The following is a 19865-nucleotide window of genomic DNA, read 5'->3' as shown; positions in this document are numbered from 1 at the left end:
AATGGAGTGATTATGAAAATATATATAGCACCAATGGCTGGAATAACTGATTATTCCTTTAGAAAAATTACTGAAAAATTTTATCCCGATTTTATGTTTACCGAAATGGTTAATGCCCACTTACTAAAAAATGACGATGAAACCACTAGAACTGAACTTTTAAAAGTCGATAATACTAACATCACTGGAACTCAAATTTTTGGGAGTGATAAACAAGAATTGATAAATGGATTTTTAAAATTAGAAAGTTTAGGCTTTAAAAAAATAAATTTAAATATGGGATGTCCTCAACCAAAAATTATCAAAAATGGTGCCGGTTCTGCTCTTTTAGAAAATTACAAATTTATCGAAAATTTATTCGAAGAATTGATGAGCAAAATAAAAAAAACTACTCAATTATCAATAAAAATTCGTACTGGCTACAAAAATTTTAATAATCCTGAACTTTATCTTCAATTAGCAAATAAATTCAATCTCGATTTTATTTGTGTTCATGGTCGTACTCAACAGCAGATTTACGGTGGAAAGGCTGACTGGAAAATTGTCAAAAAATTGAGTAATCTCAATAGAAACATTAACTTTTTTGGAAATGGAGATTTATTTGAAGCTCATGATATTGTAAAGAAAATCAAAAACTGCAATCTTGATGGAATAATGCTCTCTCGTGGTGTAATTGGAAATCCTTGGCTTATTCCTCAAGTACGAGAAATTCTACAAACTGGGAAAATCTCAACAACACCTTCCTTCGAAGACATAAAAAATACACTTTTAGAACATCTTGAATTAATTCACGAAAATAAAGGCGAAATCAAGGCTTCATTAGAAATAAATAAATTTATTAGACCTTATTTTAAAGATTATCAAACAGATTCTCAAAAGGAAAAATATACTAAAATCATCACTGAAAAAAATCTTTCTTCAAAAATTCAAAAAATTAAAGAATTGTAATCTAATACTTTAAAAAAATCTATTTCATAAAATCGACTTTTTCCTAAAATCCAAAATCAAAATTACAATATTTCAATTATAAGTTCTTATTACAAAAAAACAGTCCCTACTAAATAGAGACTGTTCTTTTATTTATATAATTATGATTAAATAATTAAACCATATTCATTCTAGAATTAGTAAATCGCTCTAAATCCGATTCCACCTCTGATGTTTTCACCTTTAGTGTCATATCCTGCGTTTACTGTTACTCCAAATCTTGTGTTGTCAAATCCGATATTTAAGTCAAATTTACCATTTCCTTTTCTATCTTCTTTATCTCCTCTCAATTCGTAGTAATCTGCTGTTGTTCCTTTCAATCTAGCTTTGTTTCTAACATCGTTTACTTCTCCTAATTCGTTTGTATACGCTGCTGTCAAACTAGCTTTAAAGTGACTCTTAACTCCCACAGGTTGGCTATAGTTGAATGCTACTCCTAATTCTGGTTGTACTGAGAAGTAATCGTTTCCTTTTACTTCCAATGCCATAGGCCCATCTTCTTTAATATTAGAATATCTTCCATATTCCAAGTTCAATGCTCCATATGGTCTTATGCTTGTTCTTTCACTAGTTCTAAAGTCTTTTCCAATTTCATTTTTCAAAGCAACTCCATATGTTGTATAATCTGATTTCGCTTCAAATGTATCATCTACGATCCAGTATCTACGTGTCATATTATTAACACCTGCAAATGCTTCTCCTGCAATTGTCCAAGTCAATGAACCATTGTGATCATTGTAAGGCGATACTGTCTTGAATAATCCAGCTTTTATCATAGTTTGAGTTTCTTTCGATTTACCTAAATCTTTGAATTCAAATCTATTTGTTACAGCTCCTGCATACCATCCTGATTTACGTCCAAGTTTAACAGTTTCATTTTCATGAACATAAGCCACTCCGTAAGCATTGTCTGTATAATCAACTACGCCAGCTGTATCAGTATTATATTCTCCTCTATGACCAAACATTTTAATCTTGTTATTATCTTTAGTAGGATTTCTCCATTCATCTTGTAAGTAATTAAATTCTTGACTCAAGATATCTCCAGTTTCTTTAGTTCTTTGTTGGATATTTGAGTATTGGTGACCTTTCATTTCATCAAATGCTTGTGCTAAAATGTGTCCTTCTCCACCACTTAAATTACTAATCTTATCAAATGCCGCTTTTTCTCTAGTTCCTAAACCTTCTTGTCCATATTTTTGTTCAAGTCCAGTCAAGAAATTAAATGTTTGTGTATCATTTTTATTTGCAAACATTGTGTAAGGAATTTTAACTAAGTAAACTTTATCAAGAAGTCCAGTTGCCGCATTTTTTGTAGGTTGTGCCATCCAAGTTAATGAAGCAGCTGTTACATTTAATGTAGTTCCTGCTGTTACAACTCCGCTTAACGCATCGTTATAAGGTTTCAAGATATTATCTCCAACTTCGATTGCTCTAGCAGTAGTATATCTAGACGCTTCTGTTCCAAAGAATAAGTTAATATCAGTCAATCCTGTCAAGTTACTTAATCCTTGAATAGGGTTAGTATAATTAACTCCTGAAGTATCTACATACATTCCTAAACTTGAAGCTTCTGAAGCTGATGGGAAGTTCAAGAAATTACTTGTAGCAAGATTTATTGAAGTAATTCCTGAAGGTGCTGTTACAATTGCAGTTGTTGGTGCTGCAGTTGGGATGTCTGTATCTACCTTGATTATTGGAATTACGTTTCCTTGTGCATCAGTTACTGTAGCTGGTGTCATTCTAGGTGGAACTTTAATTGTTGTTCCTCCCATTTCTTTCATATCATCAGGTGTTACCACTTTTAATGCTGGTGTTGAAGTTCCTGTTTGATTTGTTCCTCCAGGTAATGGATTTAATCCTGTTGCAGTATCTTCAACGTTTGGATAAGATGAACTATCTGTCCAAATTCCTGCACTCTTAAGATCTGTAGCTGAAATCGCTATTGTACCATAGTTTTTAACATAACTTCCATTAGCTACATAAATACCTTTTACTGATTTAAGTCCATTTACTGTTGTTTTAATAGTTCCCCAGTTTATTCCTGTTGCTCCTCTATCGATATACATTCCAATTGTGTTATCTCCAGAAAGATCAATTGTATTATAGTTAACTGCTTTAGAACCTGTTCCAACAGCATACATTCCAATTGAATTTGGTTGACTTACTTCAATTGTTCCATAATTTTCAATTGTTCCTTGGTTAGAAGTTTGACCATATGTTGGTGATGCTGGATTATCATCATAATATCCAGTTGCCATACCTACACCGTATTCTTTAGTTGCTGTATTAGAAGGTCCAACTTTTATTAAATTATTATTTTTTGCAATTCCACCAGTTGAGTAAATACCTACGTTTCCGTTACCAGTTGAGAAATTAATTACTCCATCATTAATCAATGTACCATTTCCGTATAATCCGTAGTTTCTGTCACCTGCTGATGTTAATGGTGTATAATTTTTTACTTCTCCAGTATTGTCATTTTGATAAATGAATACTGCATCTGTTCCTAATGTTGTATTTGAAGCATTAGAATCAATTTGATTTCCACTTCCTTGGTTAACTAGTCCAAATGAATCGTTACCAATTGTAATATTTCCATCGAAAGATACAGTTTGTCCTGTTCCAACTGTAAGAATACCGATTGATTTATTCGATCCAACTGTAAGATTTCCATAATTTCCTACATGTCCTTCATTAGAATAGATTCCTATACTGTCATCTCCCATAACAATAGTACCATTCGCTTCATTAGATATTCCTTTACCGTAAATACCTACTACATCAGTTATACCTGCTCCTGTTATCAGTCCCTTATTTTTTACCGAATCTACAGTTGCATTTTCTGAATATATTCCAGTACCTTTACTTGCAGTTATTTTAATCGTACCATCATTAACTAATTTACCAGTTTTAGTAACCATACCAAAGTTAGTAGCTCCTACTTCAATTGTTCCAACTGCATTGTTTGTTGCCAGACCACTTGTAGTGTATATTCCTGTGTTCTTAGTTCCTGTATTAAATAAAAGTTTTCCATCATTAGTAATTGTTCCACCTTTTTGATAAATACCAATTACTCCGTTACCTATAGAAGTTAAATCCTGTTTATTATATATTCCATTTACTCCTACTGGACTTGTCGCATCAGAGTAAATAAAGATTGCACCGTCATCTAATGTTATTGGACTACTTCCATTTGTATTTGTATAAGTTAAGCTGTGAACATTTTTAAAGTAGTATCCATAAGATTTTTTACCAAGTGGACCTTCAATTAAATTATATACATCTACGTTTACACTTCCTGCTGAACCTTTATTTTCTACAAATACTCCTGTTGCACCATCTGCTGGAGTTGTACCTGTTCCACCTTTCAGAAGTTTAATTTTAGCTCCTGAGTTAACTGTGATGTCTCCTGTACTTGAGTATACACCAACTCCTGAATCTCCAACTGTTATACTTGAAGCAGTTCCTAATACAGTTTTTGTATTTCCATAAATTCCAATTGTTTTATCTATTCCTTCAATTTTTCCATTATTTGTAATAGTTCCTTTTGTTCCTTCTTCAGAGTACATTCCAACATTTTCTGTAGAATTATTTAATTTAATTGTTCCATTTGTGTCATTTGTTATCTTAGAATTTTTTGCAACCATTCCAATATTTTTATCACCTGTTGTTGTGATTATTCCTCTATTTATTGCTGTTTTAGTAGGGTTAGTCACAGTTGAAGGTTCAGTAGAATACATTCCTGTCGCTGATGTTCCATTAACTGTTATATTTCCTTCATTTGTTGTATTAGCATTTGAACCAACCATACCAAAGGCACCATCTCCATCCATTGTTATAGATTTATTAGATTTATTAGTTCCTTCTGCACCATCTGAAGCATAAATTGCAATTCCTTTTTTGATTTTACTTGTGATTGTTCCGTCGTTTATAGCTTTTGAAACTGTTGTTCCAGCAGTATTTTTACCCATTGCAACTAATACTTTTAATTCATCTGGTGATGTAGAATTTAATGTAATAGTTCCGTTGTTTGTTAATGTTCTTCCGTTATTTACACCTAGGATGTATTTTTGTCTAACTAAATTTGTTGAATTTACTACACTTGGAGTAGCTCCGTCTTGGATAGTTTTTCCATTTTCTACTGTTATATCTGAATCATATATCGAAACCTTGTTTAATTTATTTGTTCCAACTGATAAATCAATATTTTCATCTATTTTTACATCTGCTCCTTTTAATGTTACATAGAAATAATCTCCAGAAGCACTATTAAGTGTTGCTACTGTTTCAGGAGTTGATTGAGCATTTTTTAAAGTTGAAGTACCTGGTGCTATAGGTGGTGTTATATTAGTAAATTTTATAGTTCTACCCGTACCCGTAGCAGTACTTACATCAGTTAATAATAAGCTTGAACCAGTCTTCATCGTTAAATCTAACCCTGTTCCAGTTGTTGTGCCTTTCCAATCATTCAAAAATGTAGCAAAAGCATTAGAACCTAATGCAAAAATGTTATTTGTAGTATAGAAAGCAAATGAATTAGCACCTATTGTAGCGGTACCTGGGTTTGTATCTGATAAATCAAAGAATCCTTTATTAGTACCTGTTTTTGGTAGATTATAAAATAAAATTGATCCTGCTGAAGCAGTTCCAGATACATTTGCAGTCAATCCTATTAATTTTTGTGTAGAACCTTCATTTGCATAAAGTCCAACTCCTCCATTTAAAACATTTAAAGTTCCCGATAAAGTTGTAGTTGAATCTGTTCCATTTGCAGAATAAACACCTACTGAACTTTCTCCATCAGCATTTATTATTCCACCTGTAGCAAAATTAAATTTTCCATTATTTACAACCCCAACATTTTTAGATTTTGCAGTTATAACTGCACCATTAAGTTGTTCTGCATAAGAATCTTTATCTGCTGTATACATACCTACCGAGTTTGTTCCATTAACATTTATTTTTCCATTATTTCTAATAATTGTTTTATAATTAGTAACTGTTCCAGATTTATCTTCTGCCATCATACCAACGTTAGTCCCGCCAACATTAATAGTACCTCCACTAGCATTTTCCCCTAAAATTTGATATCCATTTATTCCGACAATATCGTTAGTGTTTGCTACATCATAAGCATATATTCCTACATTTCCGCTTCCATTATTAAGATTTATTGTCCTGTTATTTATACCTACAAGATCTCCTGTTGCTAAATCAGCTGTTTTAAAACTTTGAATTCTTATTCCAGCATTACTTGTAGCATAAGCATTGGCATAACTACGATCACGTTTATCAAATAAATTATACGCTCTATCTATTGTTATATCTCCATTATTCGTTACAGTATCCTTATAGATAGATTCTAATAAAATTCCTGAATTATTGTTACCTGCAACATAAATTCTACCATTATTGAATATTGTATTCTTTGAATTCCATTTTGCTTCTGATAATTTTGCCATTCCAGCAGATGATCCTTTTTTATCTGTATCGTATGAACCTGAAATTAATATTAGTCCATTATTAGCTATATATGAAACTGCAGAACTATCTCCATAATCATCATTGTTATCAACATATAGTTTTTGACCTGATAATTTCATTCCATAAGAATAAGCACCATCTAATTGCATATAACCTGTTTGTCTATTATCAGCTCTAAGTAATGATTCACCAGTTCCACTTCTTTGAACCGAGGCAATCTGTATCCCTGTTGAATAATCTCCACTGAAATGTATTACTCCATCTTGTGAAAAATTATTTCCACCAATGGATGTATCTTTTTCAATAGTAGAAATTGAAACATTACCAGCAGTAGTTGTTCTATTAGCAATAGCTCCATTCACCTTTGCATCAAAATCATTAAAAAAGCTTGAACTTGTAGCTGTTGTTTGTCCATTATGCAATTCGTAATAAGTTCCTGTATGATGGTCAACTGTTTCTTCAGTAGTTTGTGTTATACCCACTTTATAACCTACTTTTCCGTTTCTTGCTGTTACTTGTAAAGGTTCTGTACTTGTACCATCTACATTTAATCTTCTTGTTCCATTAAATACTCCACTTAAATTTTCACTCTCGTCACTAATACTTCCTAAATTTTTAATATTCGTAGTTATATTACCATCTGTATATGAAGTTTCTTCATTTACTATACCAGCTATCGCAGGTCCAATCAATTTAATATTACCTTTATTTTCTAAGGTAAACTTTACATTAGTCACTGAAAGAGCTCTTCTTACATCATCAACATAAGCAAATCTACTTCCACCACCATAAAATTGATTAGAACCATATGTATTATTTGCCGTTGCATTTCCATTTAAAGTTATTGTTACATCTGAGGTACTCCTTATAGGAACACCTGTTCCATCTTGATTTCCAGCAAATTGATAATATGAAATATAATTGGGAGTTCCTGGATGAATAAATGGAGCGTTTGAATTTGTATTTGTAGATAAATTCACTGATGTTCCATCACTACCATCTGTATAATATTTACGTGTACCATGAGTTCCATTATCTCCTGAACTAGGAAATACCAAAGTAAATCCTTTAACACTATCCATACTAACAATCGGTATAGTTACACTCGGCGGAGTTATAGAAGGCACTGTTGTCTCTGATGGATTCACAGCCGACACCTGTATATTCAAAGTAGGCGTCACAATAGTTGGAGCTTCCGCAGAATCCACAGTTTTTATTGTAGGTATTTTAGGTTTAACCGCAGCATCCACTGGTACCGCTGAAATTGGTTCAATAACCTTTTTATTTAAAGTTGTACTTCCATATTTTCCACCTGTGTAAGTTCCGAATTTATCTTCTGAATTTCTTTTGTATTTTACGTTAGGTGTTTTGTCTCCACGACCTTTGTATGTTCCAGTCCAGTCGTTATAGAAATAGTTCATTCCGTATTGCCAGCTGCTCCAAGGCGATTTTACTACATGATCTCCTTGTTCCATTAACTGAATTAATTCTAAGTTGTAATTTTTTACTAATTTATTATTTTCTGTTTTTACTTTTTTAAATTCTTGTCGTATATCGCCTATTGAAGTCGATATTTCTTGTCTTTTATTTTGAATTGCTTGATCCGTCGTAGTCGCCACATCTGCAAAACCAGCTATTCCACATAACAAGAATACAAACAAAGCTTTTTCTGTATATTTAAAGTCTTTACATCTTTTTGCAAAAGCCTTCAAATCTTTAGCCAATTTTCTTAAACTATCGTCATAGTATCTCACCCCGATAAATTTATTTTTTGCTACTTAATCCCCCTAAAACTTCCTTCATTCACTTCCACAAAACAACCAAATCAAAAACAAAAAAGGTGAACTACTCCCGCTTTTAGAAGTGGGAGCTTCTTGGGAAGTACCTGCTTTTGCTAGCCAAATATATTTACCAAGCTCTTCGGACAGTCCCTGCCCTGTTTTTTTATTTCTCTAATATTCCAACATCAATTTTCCAATGTTTTTTATATTCACTGCAGCATTGTAATCTCTATCAATTTCAATCCCACAGCACTCACATTTGTAGTTTCTTTCTGATAATTTCAGTTCCTCTTTAACGTTTCCACATTTACTACAAGTTTTTGACGATGGAAACCACTTATCTATCTTCAAAAATTGTTTCCCTAAAAACATCAGTTTATACTCAAGCATTCTCAAAAACATTCCCCACCCATTATCTCCTACACTTTTACCAAAATTTAATGCCTGGCTCATCCCTTTCATATTCAAATCCTCAACAACCACAGTATTATACGCTTCAGACAATTTTTTCGACAATTTATGCAAAAAATCCCTTCGACAATTTTTGATATACTCATGTAATTTTGATATTTTCATTTTTTGTTTATACCAATTTTTAGAAAATCTCACTTTTCTTGATAATGATTTCTGTAATTTCTTCAATTCTTCTTCTAGCATCCTAAAATATTTTGGATAATCAGCTCTTTGGTTTTCAGAACTGACAAATAATTCAGACATTGAAAAATCAAGTCCAATCACTTTATCTTTACTTGGCATTTTTTGAATTTCTTTTTCAAATTCTGTCAAAACAGAAACATAGTAATTTCCATTACTGTTTGTTAGTGTTACCGACTTTATCTTGTAATCTTCTGGTATTTCTCTATGATATTTCAATTTTATTCTTTTCAATTTTGGCAAAATCAAATATTTATTTTCCTCAATTCGTATTGAATTATTCACACAATTTGTCGTGTAACTTTTAACATTATTCTTTTTAGATTTGAACCTTGGAAACTTTGCTCTCTTCTGAAAAAAGTTCGTAAATGATCGTCTCACATTCAATTGAGCATTTGAAAGTGCTAGACTGTCTACTTCTTTTAGAAATTGATTTTCACTTTTCAAACTAGCAGGTGTAATTATTTTATTTTTTCCAGTTTCTTCATAAATTTTATTCGCAGTATACAAAATCGTATTGTAAACAAAACGAACACATCCAAAAGTCTTGTTTATCAACAATTCTTGATCTTTATTCGGATAAATTCTATATTTGAATGCTAAATTATATTTCATGAAATTACACCTCCTTTTGATTTTGAATATTATTTTTAATTATTTCTTTAGAGATTTTATCATTAATGATTTCTCTTCGATATTTTATATAAAAATTGTATCATAAGAGTATCCTTTTTTCAATTTTTTTTACAAAAAAAGCAATTCATCTCCCACTTATAGAAGTCGGAGACTTCTTGCTATCTTTTTGTTAAAAAGACAGTCAATAAATTTTTTTCAATTCGTCATTTTTATAGAAATCTACTAAAATTCTACTTTAAGGCATATTTTTATTGTAGTGAATTTTGATTAATCATTAATTATTACAATAAAAATATATACTTTTAATTAGCTCAATCTTAGTATAACACATAAAAATAGAAAAGACAAATAATGTAAAGAAATTTTTATCAAAAATTCAAGATTTAAGATAAATTACTGTGAGTTTTTGTATTTGTTAGTAATAGAATTAACTCCTCATTATTATTTATTATCGTTGTACTTATTCTCATCACTTATTTAATTTTATTCTTATAATACATCTATTATACTGATAAAGAAAATAAAAAAAGACAAAAAACTTTCAAACTAAAAATGATCCAAAAGTTTTCTGCCTTTTTTCATGTTTTTAAAAATATTATATTTAACTTCTAATTATAAAATTCCTTCAACCTATATTATTTAGGAGATACCAAGATTTTTACTTGGCTTTTTTCTTTTACTAAAGTCTCAAATCCTTCTTCAATAATATCGTCTAATTTTATTTTTTTTGTAACTAATAAATCTTTTGAGAAATATCCTTTTTTCATTAATTCTAATGTTTTAGGGAACACATCACGATAAGCGATAACTCCTCTTATTGTTCTTTCTTGAATTACTACTTGATTTGGATCAATTTCTGCTGGTTTTTCCCATATACTTACAATCATTAATTCTCCATCTTTTTCAGCTACTTCCAATGCTTGTTCTAACACTGCTGGAACTCCTGTTACTTCATAAGAAACGTTAACTCCGCCATCAGTTTGCTCTTTTATATATTCTACCGCATTTACTTTCGATGGATCTACAACTATAGCACCCAATTCTTTTGCTTTTTCTTGTCTTTCAGGCGATAATTCCACTGCATAAATTGTCGAAGCTCCTGCTGCTTTTAATGCATCAATCATCAATAATCCAATTGGTCCGCAACCAAAAATTGCTGCTGTATCTCCTGATTTTATTTTACTTTGTCTTATCGCATACAATGCAACTGCTGCTGGTTCTGTCAAGGCCCCTTGCTCATAGTCAATTTCATCAGGCAACTTATGTGCTTGATCTTCATTAACAACTACAAATTCAGAAAAACCTCCTCCTCCACCAGCTAATCCAACAAAATTAAGATTCGGATCTAAATTGTATTTACCTTTCAATCCATGTTTTGCTAAAATTGGTTCTACAGTTACTCTATCTCCAACTTTAAATTTTGTAATTTTATTTCCCACTTCAATAACTTCTCCACAAAATTCGTGTCCCATTGTTATCGGAGCTTTTTCTCCAGTATATGGATGAGGATTTTCAACAGGAATAAAAATTGGCCCTCCCAAATATTCATGCAAATCGCTTCCACAAATACCAGTATATTTTACTGCTATTTTGATTTGTTTTTCTCCTGTTACTGGCACATCAATTTCTTCTACTCTAATATCTTTTCTTCCGTACCATCTTGCTGCCTTCATTTTTGCCATTTCAATTTCCTCCAAAAATATTTTGATTTTAAAATGTTTTTACTTTAGAAGTATACCACAAAAATAAATTTTGGCAATAGCAATTTACATTTTTTTATTACATCAGTAAATTTTTATCTTTATTGTCATACAAAATTACTTCAACATTTCCCTTTGTTCAGGCGTCAAAACTTTATCAATTTCTTCATTTCTAATTTTTCTCAATTCATAATATTTTTCCGAAAATTCACTGTCTGATAAATTTTGATTTTTCAATTTATTTATATTTCTTTCAAATTCTCTTTTAGCCTTCAAAACTTCATTTTTTTGTTCATTTGTCAAGTCTAACGAATCCACTAATTTTTTTATCTTATCATTTTTTTCATTAAATTCAGTCTTTTGTCCATTCACATAATTACTAAATTTTTGTAACTGTTCAGGCGACAAAATTTTAGAAATTTCTAAATATCTTTCCTCTTCAATTTTCCCAATTTTTGCTTTCTTTTCATCAAATTTAACAGTTCTTCCATCTACTTTATCTGCTTCTTTTTGATATTTTTCCAATATTTTATTCAATCTTTTTTGTTGTCTTGGAGTCGCATTTATCTCCTTGTAAATATCATTTTTTGAAACTTTTACAACATAAACCTTCTCGTAATAATCTTCATACGAAAATGAAATACCACTCAATCCAAGCATCAATGCCAAAAACAATAATTTCTTCATAAATTCTCCTTTTCACTTAAATTTATTAGATGTGTCCAAAAACACAAAATCCCTAATTTTTCAATCATTTTTAAACTAGAAATTCCTTACTGTAACTCGTTTTCAAACACATCTTTCTAACATTTTTATTTTTTCTAATAACTTTTTATTTCAAAAATAGTTTTTTTAAATTTTTCTAAAAATTATTTTCAATATCTTATTTTTTATTCTAAAAACTATTTGCTAGTATTGTTATAGTTTGGTGCTTCTTTTGTTATAATTACATCATGAGGGTGACTTTCTGCCAATCCAGCTCCTGTTATTTTAACAAATTTTCCATTTTCTTTTAAATCTTTAATTGTAGGTGCTCCACAATATCCCATTCCTGAACGAAGTCCTCCACAAATTTGATAAACAGTGTCTTTCAATCTTCCTTTATATGGAACCATTGATTCAATTCCTTCTGGAACCAATTTATCTGTTGCAGATTCTAATTGGAAATATCTGTCTGAACTTCCTCTCTTCATCGCTGCAAGTGATCCCATTCCAGCATAAGTTTTGAATTTTCTTCCGTTATACAAGATTTCTTCTCCTGGTGCTTCCTCAGTTCCAGCTAACATTCCACCTAACATAACGCAATCTGCTCCAGCTGCAATCGCTTTTACAACATCTCCAGATAATTTAATTCCACCATCAGCAATTACACCAATTCCTCTTTCATGACAAACTTCTGCAACTTGCATTACTGCTGAAATTTGAGGAACTCCAACTCCTGCAACTACCCTTGTCGTACAAATTGAACCAGGTCCAACTCCTACTTTTACCGCATTTACTCCAGCTTCGATCAAATCAAGAGCTGCTTCTGGCGTTACAATATTTCCTCCAATAATATCTAAATCAGGAAATGCTTCTCTAATTTCTTTAATTCTTTCGATTACACCTTTAGAATGTCCATGTGCCGAATCAACTGCAATAATATCAACTCCAGCTTCAACTAATGCTTTTACTCTTCTTACTGAATCAGCTCCAACTCCAACTCCTGCACCTACTCTCAATCTTCCTTGAGCATCTTTCGCAGCGTTAGGATAGTTAATAACATTATCAATATCTTTTATTGTGATTAATCCTTTTAATTTATCGCCTTCGACTATTGGCAATTTTTCGATTCTATGTTCCAACAAAATTTGTTTTGCTTCATCCAATGTAGTCCCCACTGGAGCAGTGATTAACGGTTGTTTTGTCATAATATCTACAACTTTTACCGATAAATCTTCTCTATATTTCAAGTCTCTATTTGTAATAATTCCTTTTAAATTATTTTCTTCATCAACTACTGGTAATCCAGATATTTTATACATTTTCATTAATTCATTTGCTTCTTTTAGAATTGCATGTTCTCTTAAAGTTATAGGATTTGTAATCATTCCACTTTCAGATCTTTTTACTTTCGCAACTTCATCAGCCTGTCTTTCAATTGTCATATTCTTATGAATAAACCCAATTCCACCTTCTCTTGCAATCGCAATTGCTAATTGAGATTCTGTTACTGTATCCATTGCCGCACTTAAAATAGGTACATTTAACTCTAATTTTTTAGTTAATTTTGTTTTTAAGACAACCTCACTAGGTATCACCTCAGACGCTTGTGGAATCAACAATACATCATCAAATGTTAACCCTTCCATTACAATTTTTGAACTTTGATTCATTTTCAAATCTCCTCCTTATTTCGAATTTATGTGTTACGAACAGTTTTGTACATGAGTGTAATCAGTAAATTAAGAGAGATTTTTTACTCTTCTGTATTACTATCACTATTTTTTAAATTAAACTATTTTATCACAAAATACGCTATAATTTCAACACTTTTTTCAAAAGAAAATAAAATTATTTTATTTATTAAAAATCTGGAGTTTCTGGCAATATCTGTCCGCCATCTACAACTATTCTTTGTCCAGTAATAAATCCAGCTTCATGACTTGCCAAAAAAACAGCTGTGTACCCAATATCTTCAGGTTTTCCTAGAGCATTAACTGGAATTACACTCTTCATCTTATTCATATATTCTTCCCCAGCTTCTATTAATCCATCTGTCAAAATATTACCTGGTTGAATAGCATTAATTGTAATTCCATATTTTGCATATTCTAAAGCTGCAGTTCGCATAAATCCTAATTGAGCCGCTTTACTCGCTCCATAATGTGCCCATCCTGGATATCCAGTAATATCACCTGTAATTGAAGATGTTAATACTATACGTCCATAATTTTGTTTTTTCATATGTTTCAATGTCGCTTGTATTACCAAAAAAGCTCCTTTTACATTTATATTCTGAACCTTATCCCAATCTTCTTCTGTCATATCTTCAATAGCCACTTGTGGAAAAATCCCTGCATTTGAACAAAGAATACTCAATTTTCCATATTTTTCACAAATATTCTGAACAACTTCTTGCACTTGCTCTTTATTTGTAACATCAAGATAATAAAAATCTCCATCCAGCTCATTTGCTGTCATCTTCCCATTTTCCTTATCAATATCTCCAATAATAACCTTTGCCCTAGCCTGTTTCAACGCTTTCGCAATTCCTTTTCCAATTCCTTTTGCTCCTCCTGTAACAAGAGCAACTTCACCTGCTAAATCAAACATTTCATCTCATATCCTTTCCCATCATATTTTTTTATCCTTTAAACTTAACTCCAAAACCTTTTCTTTCGCAACTTTAATAAAATAAATTTCACTTTCTTTTTCAGCCACTTCCTTATAAAATTCCATTGTTTTTTCAAAATTTCCAATTTCTTCATATGTTATTGCTAAAGCATTCTCCACTTGCAGTTTATACAATCTATTTTTCTGTTTTGGTAATATTTTTTCAAGTTCAACAACCTTTTGTTCGGGATTATCTCCATAATCTAAAAAAATTTCTAATAAGTTTTTGTTAGATTCTTTCTTAATATTCTCATCAAGTATTTTTCTAGCTTCTTCTTTTTTTCCATTGTAATATTTATATTCTGCTAAATTCATATAATAACAATATCTCACTATTGGCAATGTAAACCTGCTTATTCTCACTTCATTCAAATATCTCAATGCTTCTTCCTCTTTATTTAATAACCTATAATAAGCTGACAAATTAATTCTATGAATATCTTTCATAATATTAATTTTTTTAATCTTATATAGTTTTTTCTCCATCATAATACTTTTTGAAAGATTCAATTTATACACATAATATTGCGATCTCAATAAAATTATCAAATAAATTATCAAATAAAAAAACACCACAATATTTATTATTAAAATTATAAAAACTCCTAAAATAAATTTTTCTTCAAAAATTTCCAAAAGTTTATTCATAACTGTTAAATAAATACACAAAAAAATTAATTCATATATATACGTTTTTACTAGCGCTTTCCTCATTTATTATTTTTCTTCTCCATTCAATTTCACAATTTCCACAATCACATCAGTTGCCAAAATCATGCTTTCAAGTGCAACAAATTCATATTTTCCATGAAAATTTTCTCCACCTGCAAAAATATTTGGTGTAGGAAGTCCCATAAATGAAATTTTAGAACCGTCTGTTCCACCACGAATTGGCTCAATTACTGGTTTTATTCCCAAATTTTCCATTGCTTTTTTAGCAATTTCCACTACATTCATATGGTCTTTAATTATTTCACCCATGTTGTAATATTGGTCTTTTATCTCAACACTTACCAATTCTTTTCCATATTTTTCATTAATTTTTTTCGCAACATTTGCTGCAAATTTTTTCTTTGCTTCAAATTTTTCTCTATCATGATCTCTCAAAATATACGACAATTCTGCTTCTTCACAATTTGAATTAATTTTATCAAGGAAATAGAAACCTTCATATCCTTCTGTTTTTTCAGGCACTTCATCAGCTGGAAAACTATTCACAATCTCTGCTGCAATCAAACTTGCATTTATTAATTTTCCCTTTGCTGTTCCAGGATGTACGCTCTTACCTTTTATCTTGAAAACCGCTCCTGCTGCATTAAAGCTCTCGTATTCAAGCTCTCCAACAGGTCCTCCATCCATCGTATACGCAAAATCAGCACCAAATTCTTCCACATTAAAATTATCTGCACCACGACCAATTTCCTCATCAGGCCCAAACGCCACTTTTACAGTCCCATGCTTAATTTCTGGATGCTCAATCAAATACTTCATCGCTTCAACAATTTCCACAATTCCAGCTTTATCGTCAGCTCCCAAAAGCGTAGTCCCGTCAGTAGTAATCACCGTTTTTCCCACATAATTTTTCAAATTAGGAAACTCCTCAACTGACAACACAATATCTTTCGCCTCATTCAACACGATATCTTTCCCATCATAATTTTCCACAATTTTCGGATTAACATTAGTCGCATTAAAATCTGCAGTATCCATATGCGCAATAAATCCAATCACAGGCACATCTTTATCAACATTTCCAGGCAATGTCGCATTTACAAAACAAGCATCATTCACATACACATTTTCCATCCCAATTTTTTCCAATTCCTTCGCAAGAATCTTCGCAAACTCAAGTTGTGTCGGTGTCGATGGAATAGTCTCACTTTTCTCATCCGATCTAGTTTCAAATTTTACATATCGCAAAAATCTATCTTTTAATGTATCATACATTTTCTCATTCCTCTTTTCCTTTTAAAATTTTCTTCATCAAATTTCTATTTATATTTTCATTATATCACATTTACTTCATTTCAAAAAACAGAAAAATTTCATTTGAATTTTTCAAACTACTAATTATTTTATTGAATTAACACATCCTACTGAAAATAAAAAGAACTAACTTTTATTTCAATAAAAATCAGTTCTTTTACATTTTTACAACTTCTGTTTCAACAAATGTCCCATTTTCTCTTTTTTTGTCTTCAAATATTTCTCATCAACATCATTTGCTGGAATTTCAATTTCTTCTCTATCTACAACTTTGATTCCATAAGTTTCCAATCCCTTGATTTTAGATGGATTATTTGTCATTAAAGAAATTGATTTAATATTTAGATCTTTTATAATCTGAGCTGCCACAGCATAATCTCTCAAATCATCTTCAAATCCTAATTTGTGATTAGCTTCCACAGTATCATAACCTTGATCTTGAAGTTTGTATGCTTTCAATTTATTCAAAATCCCAATTCCTCTACCTTCTTGTCTCAAATAAATTACCAAGCCTTCTCCTTTGTTTTCAATTTCATGCAACGATTTATGTAACTGATCTTGACAATCACATCTTTTAGAACCGAAAACATCCCCCGTCAAACATTCTGAATGAAGTCTCACAGTCACATTTTCCTTACCTCTAACATCCCCTTTTATAATTGCTAAATATTCTTTATTCTCAATTTGATCACTGTAACCAACGAACTCAAATTCCCCAAATTTCGTAGGAATTCTAACATCCGCCTCATTTTTAACTAACTTTTCGTTTTTTTTTCTGTACAAAATCAATTCATCAACTGTAATTATTTTCAAATCATGTTCTTCACAAAATTCAAATAAATCATCTCTTCTAGCCATTGTCCCATCTTGATTCAAGATTTCCATAATAACTCCAACTGGTTCAAATCCACAAAGTTTCGCCAAATCAACTGCTGCTTCAGTATGTCCTCTTCTTTCAAGCACTCCACCTTTTTTCGCTATCAACGGAAACATATGACCTGGTCTCAAAAAATCCTCAGCCTTTTTAGTCGGATCTGCCAAATCCAAAACTGTTTTCAATCTATCACCTGTCGAAATCCCAGTTGTCGTACCTTCTGCCGCATCTACAGAAATCGTAAATGCTGTTCCATGATGATCAGTATTTCTAGCAGTCATCGGATCCAATTGTAATCTTTGTGCAACCTCCACTGAAACAGGCACACACATCAAACCTCTTGCTTGATTTATAATAAAATTTAACCATTCATAAGTAGCAACTTGTGCTGGCAATACTAAATCTCCCTCATTTTCTCTATCTTCATCATCCACAACAACAACCGGTTTCCCAATCTTCAAATCTTCCAATGCTTCTTCTACTGTATTAAATTTTCTCTCCATTTTCTTCTCCTTTCTAATTAATATTCACTAAAATCCATTCTTTTGCAAAAATTCCATTGTCAATTTTGATTTTTTCTCATTATCATTATTTTCAAAATTATTAAACTTCAAGATTTTTTCCACATATTTTCCAAACAAATCAGTTTCAATATTAACGAAATCTCCTATTTTTTTCTTCCCAAGCGTAATATTTTCCAAAGTATGCGGAATCAACGAAACCGAAAAAGCTCCCAAATCATCGTCCACATCAATTATAGTAAGACTAGCTCCATCTATCGTAACTCGCCCTTTTTCAACCACATATTTAATATTCTGTCTATGCTTTTCCTCCAACTGAAACTTATATAATTTAGCGATCCCTTTCGGAACAATTGAAATAATCTTTGCTTCACTATCGACATCTCCCATTACTAAATGTCCACCTAGAAACGTCATCAAAGTCAATGATTTTTCAAGATTTACCGCTTCTCCAACAGTTATTCTCTTCAATCCACTTCTTTCAATTGTTTCATACATCACATCTGCCGTAAAAGTATTTCCACTAATTTCCGTAACCGTCAAACAAACTCCATTTACCGCTATACTATCTCCAATTTTTGCCTTTTCAACAACCTTGTCACCTTTTATCGTTATTCCTAAACCCGTAGCCTTCTTAGAAATATTCACGACTTTTCCCATTTCTTCGACTAAACCTGTAAACATATTTTCTCCTAATCTTATCCCATTTCATTATATTTCTTGAAATAAAACTCCATTCCTACATTTTCGCCATAAATATTATTTTTCACATTTGTCAATTGAATAGCCTCGTCCATTTTTTCTCTCACAAATCCAGAAATAAAAGGTTTTGCACTACTATCACCTAAAATTTTATTTGCAATGAAAATTTCTCCACCATCAATCACATTTTCTTTAAATGCAAGTGAAATAAGGCTTTCTCCACCTTCTAGCAAAACACTGTCAATTCCTATTTTCCCAATCTCTTCAAGCATTTTTTCAAAAGAAAATTTTTCACCTTCAATAAAAATAAATTTTATTTTGTTTTCATCACATAATCTTTTCTGTTTTATTTGAATCTCAGTATTTTTAGATTTTTCAATATTTTCAATAAATTGATTTTTTTGTGAAGTAATAATCACTGTTTTTTCGTCCTCATTATTTTTCACAACCTTAAAATTTTCATTAATCTTTAAATGTGGATCAACAATGATTCTAAAAGGATCTACACCATTTTCAATTCTCGCTGTTAAACTTGGATCATCCACGAGAACCGTATTTATCCCAACCATTATTCCCATAAATTTATTTCGATAATACTGAACTTTCTCTCTAGCGATACTATTTGTTATCCATTTTGAAATCCCATTTGACAAAGCTATTTTCCCATCTAATGTTATCCCACATTTCACAAACAAATAAGGAATTTTTGTTTTTATATATTTAAAGAAAACTTGATTCACCTCATCACATTCTTCTTTTAATACATTTTCCACGACTTCAATTCCTGCTTCCTTTAGCATCGCCACACCTTTTCCAGCTACTTTTGGATTCGGATCACTAGATCCAATAAAACATTTTTTTATTCCCATATCTATTATTTTTTTCGCACAAGGCGGTGTTTTCCCATAATGCGAACACGGCTCTAAAGTCACATAAATCGTAGCTCCATGAGCATCTTCTCCAGCCTCTTCCAACACATAAACTTCAGCATGAGGTCCACCAAAAAACTTATGATATCCTTTCCCAATCACTTCTCCGTTTTTTACCACAACAGCTCCAACCATTGGATTAGGATTTACCGCACCCGCACCTTTTTTCGCAAGTTCAATTGCCATTCGCATATATTTTTCATCAATATTTTCTTCCATTTTATTTTCCCTTT

Annotated in this window: 12 protein-coding genes; 1 reads left to right on the top strand and 11 read right to left on the bottom strand. The window is 31.3% G+C overall.

Features of this window, described 5'->3' with window-relative positions:
- Window positions 1–12 precede the first annotated feature (12 nt).
- Window positions 13–948, top strand: a complete 936-nt coding sequence (locus tag J4863_RS02095; RefSeq protein WP_211618836.1) for a tRNA-dihydrouridine synthase — start codon at window positions 13–15, stop codon at window positions 946–948.
- Between the two features lie 176 nt (window positions 949–1124).
- Here J4863_RS02095 and J4863_RS02090 read toward each other — a convergent pair whose 3' ends face one another.
- The 11 genes from J4863_RS02090 to ribD form a co-directional block, all read right to left on the bottom strand.
- Complete coding sequence (locus J4863_RS02090; RefSeq protein WP_211618835.1) at window positions 1125–8228, bottom strand: autotransporter-associated N-terminal domain-containing protein; 7104 nt, start codon at window positions 8226–8228, stop codon at window positions 1125–1127.
- A 198-nt stretch (window positions 8229–8426) separates the two neighbouring features.
- Window positions 8427–9524: an RNA-guided endonuclease TnpB family protein gene (locus tag J4863_RS02085; protein WP_211618834.1), complete on the bottom strand. Its 1098-nt coding sequence runs from the start codon at window positions 9522–9524 to the stop codon at window positions 8427–8429.
- Between the two features lie 656 nt (window positions 9525–10180).
- The gene (locus J4863_RS02080; RefSeq protein ID WP_305798609.1) at window positions 10181–11227 is read right to left on the bottom strand and encodes a 2,3-butanediol dehydrogenase; all 1047 of its coding nucleotides are present in this window, start codon (window positions 11225–11227) and stop codon (window positions 10181–10183) included.
- Between the two features lie 135 nt (window positions 11228–11362).
- Window positions 11363–11932, bottom strand: a complete 570-nt coding sequence (locus tag J4863_RS02075) for a viral A-type inclusion protein (protein ID WP_211618833.1) — start codon at window positions 11930–11932, stop codon at window positions 11363–11365.
- Window positions 11933–12147: 215 nt separating this feature from the next.
- Window positions 12148–13620: an IMP dehydrogenase gene (guaB, locus tag J4863_RS02070; protein WP_211618832.1), complete on the bottom strand. Its 1473-nt coding sequence runs from the start codon at window positions 13618–13620 to the stop codon at window positions 12148–12150.
- 190 nt (window positions 13621–13810) lie between these two features.
- On the bottom strand, window positions 13811–14560 hold the full coding sequence (fabG, locus tag J4863_RS02065; protein ID WP_211618831.1) for a 3-oxoacyl-ACP reductase FabG: 750 nt from the start codon (window positions 14558–14560) through the stop codon (window positions 13811–13813).
- Between the two features lie 21 nt (window positions 14561–14581).
- Window positions 14582–15334 carry a lipopolysaccharide assembly protein LapB gene (locus tag J4863_RS02060; protein ID WP_211618830.1) on the bottom strand — a complete coding sequence of 251 codons (753 nt, stop codon included), beginning with the start codon at window positions 15332–15334 and terminating at the stop codon, window positions 14582–14584.
- Window positions 15335–15337: 3 nt separating this feature from the next.
- A complete protein-coding gene (pepT, locus tag J4863_RS02055) occupies window positions 15338–16567 on the bottom strand; it encodes a peptidase T (protein WP_211618829.1) in 1230 nt (409 codons plus the stop codon).
- 204 nt (window positions 16568–16771) lie between these two features.
- The gene (locus J4863_RS02050) at window positions 16772–17983 is read right to left on the bottom strand and encodes a bifunctional 3,4-dihydroxy-2-butanone-4-phosphate synthase/GTP cyclohydrolase II (protein ID WP_211618828.1); all 1212 of its coding nucleotides are present in this window, start codon (window positions 17981–17983) and stop codon (window positions 16772–16774) included.
- Between the two features lie 27 nt (window positions 17984–18010).
- Window positions 18011–18685 carry a riboflavin synthase gene (ribE, locus tag J4863_RS02045; RefSeq protein WP_211618827.1) on the bottom strand — a complete coding sequence of 225 codons (675 nt, stop codon included), beginning with the start codon at window positions 18683–18685 and terminating at the stop codon, window positions 18011–18013.
- Between the two features lie 14 nt (window positions 18686–18699).
- Entirely contained in the window at window positions 18700–19851 is a 1152-nt protein-coding gene (gene ribD, locus J4863_RS02040; RefSeq protein WP_211618826.1) for a bifunctional diaminohydroxyphosphoribosylaminopyrimidine deaminase/5-amino-6-(5-phosphoribosylamino)uracil reductase RibD, read from the bottom strand.
- Window positions 19852–19865 lie beyond the last annotated feature (14 nt).

It is taken from the genome of Leptotrichia sp. oral taxon 221, assembly GCF_018128245.1.
Classification (GTDB): Bacteria; Fusobacteriota; Fusobacteriia; order Fusobacteriales; family Leptotrichiaceae; genus JABCPH02.
Note: the sequence above shows the minus strand (reverse complement) of the source record. Positions and strands in the feature narration are given on the sequence as shown.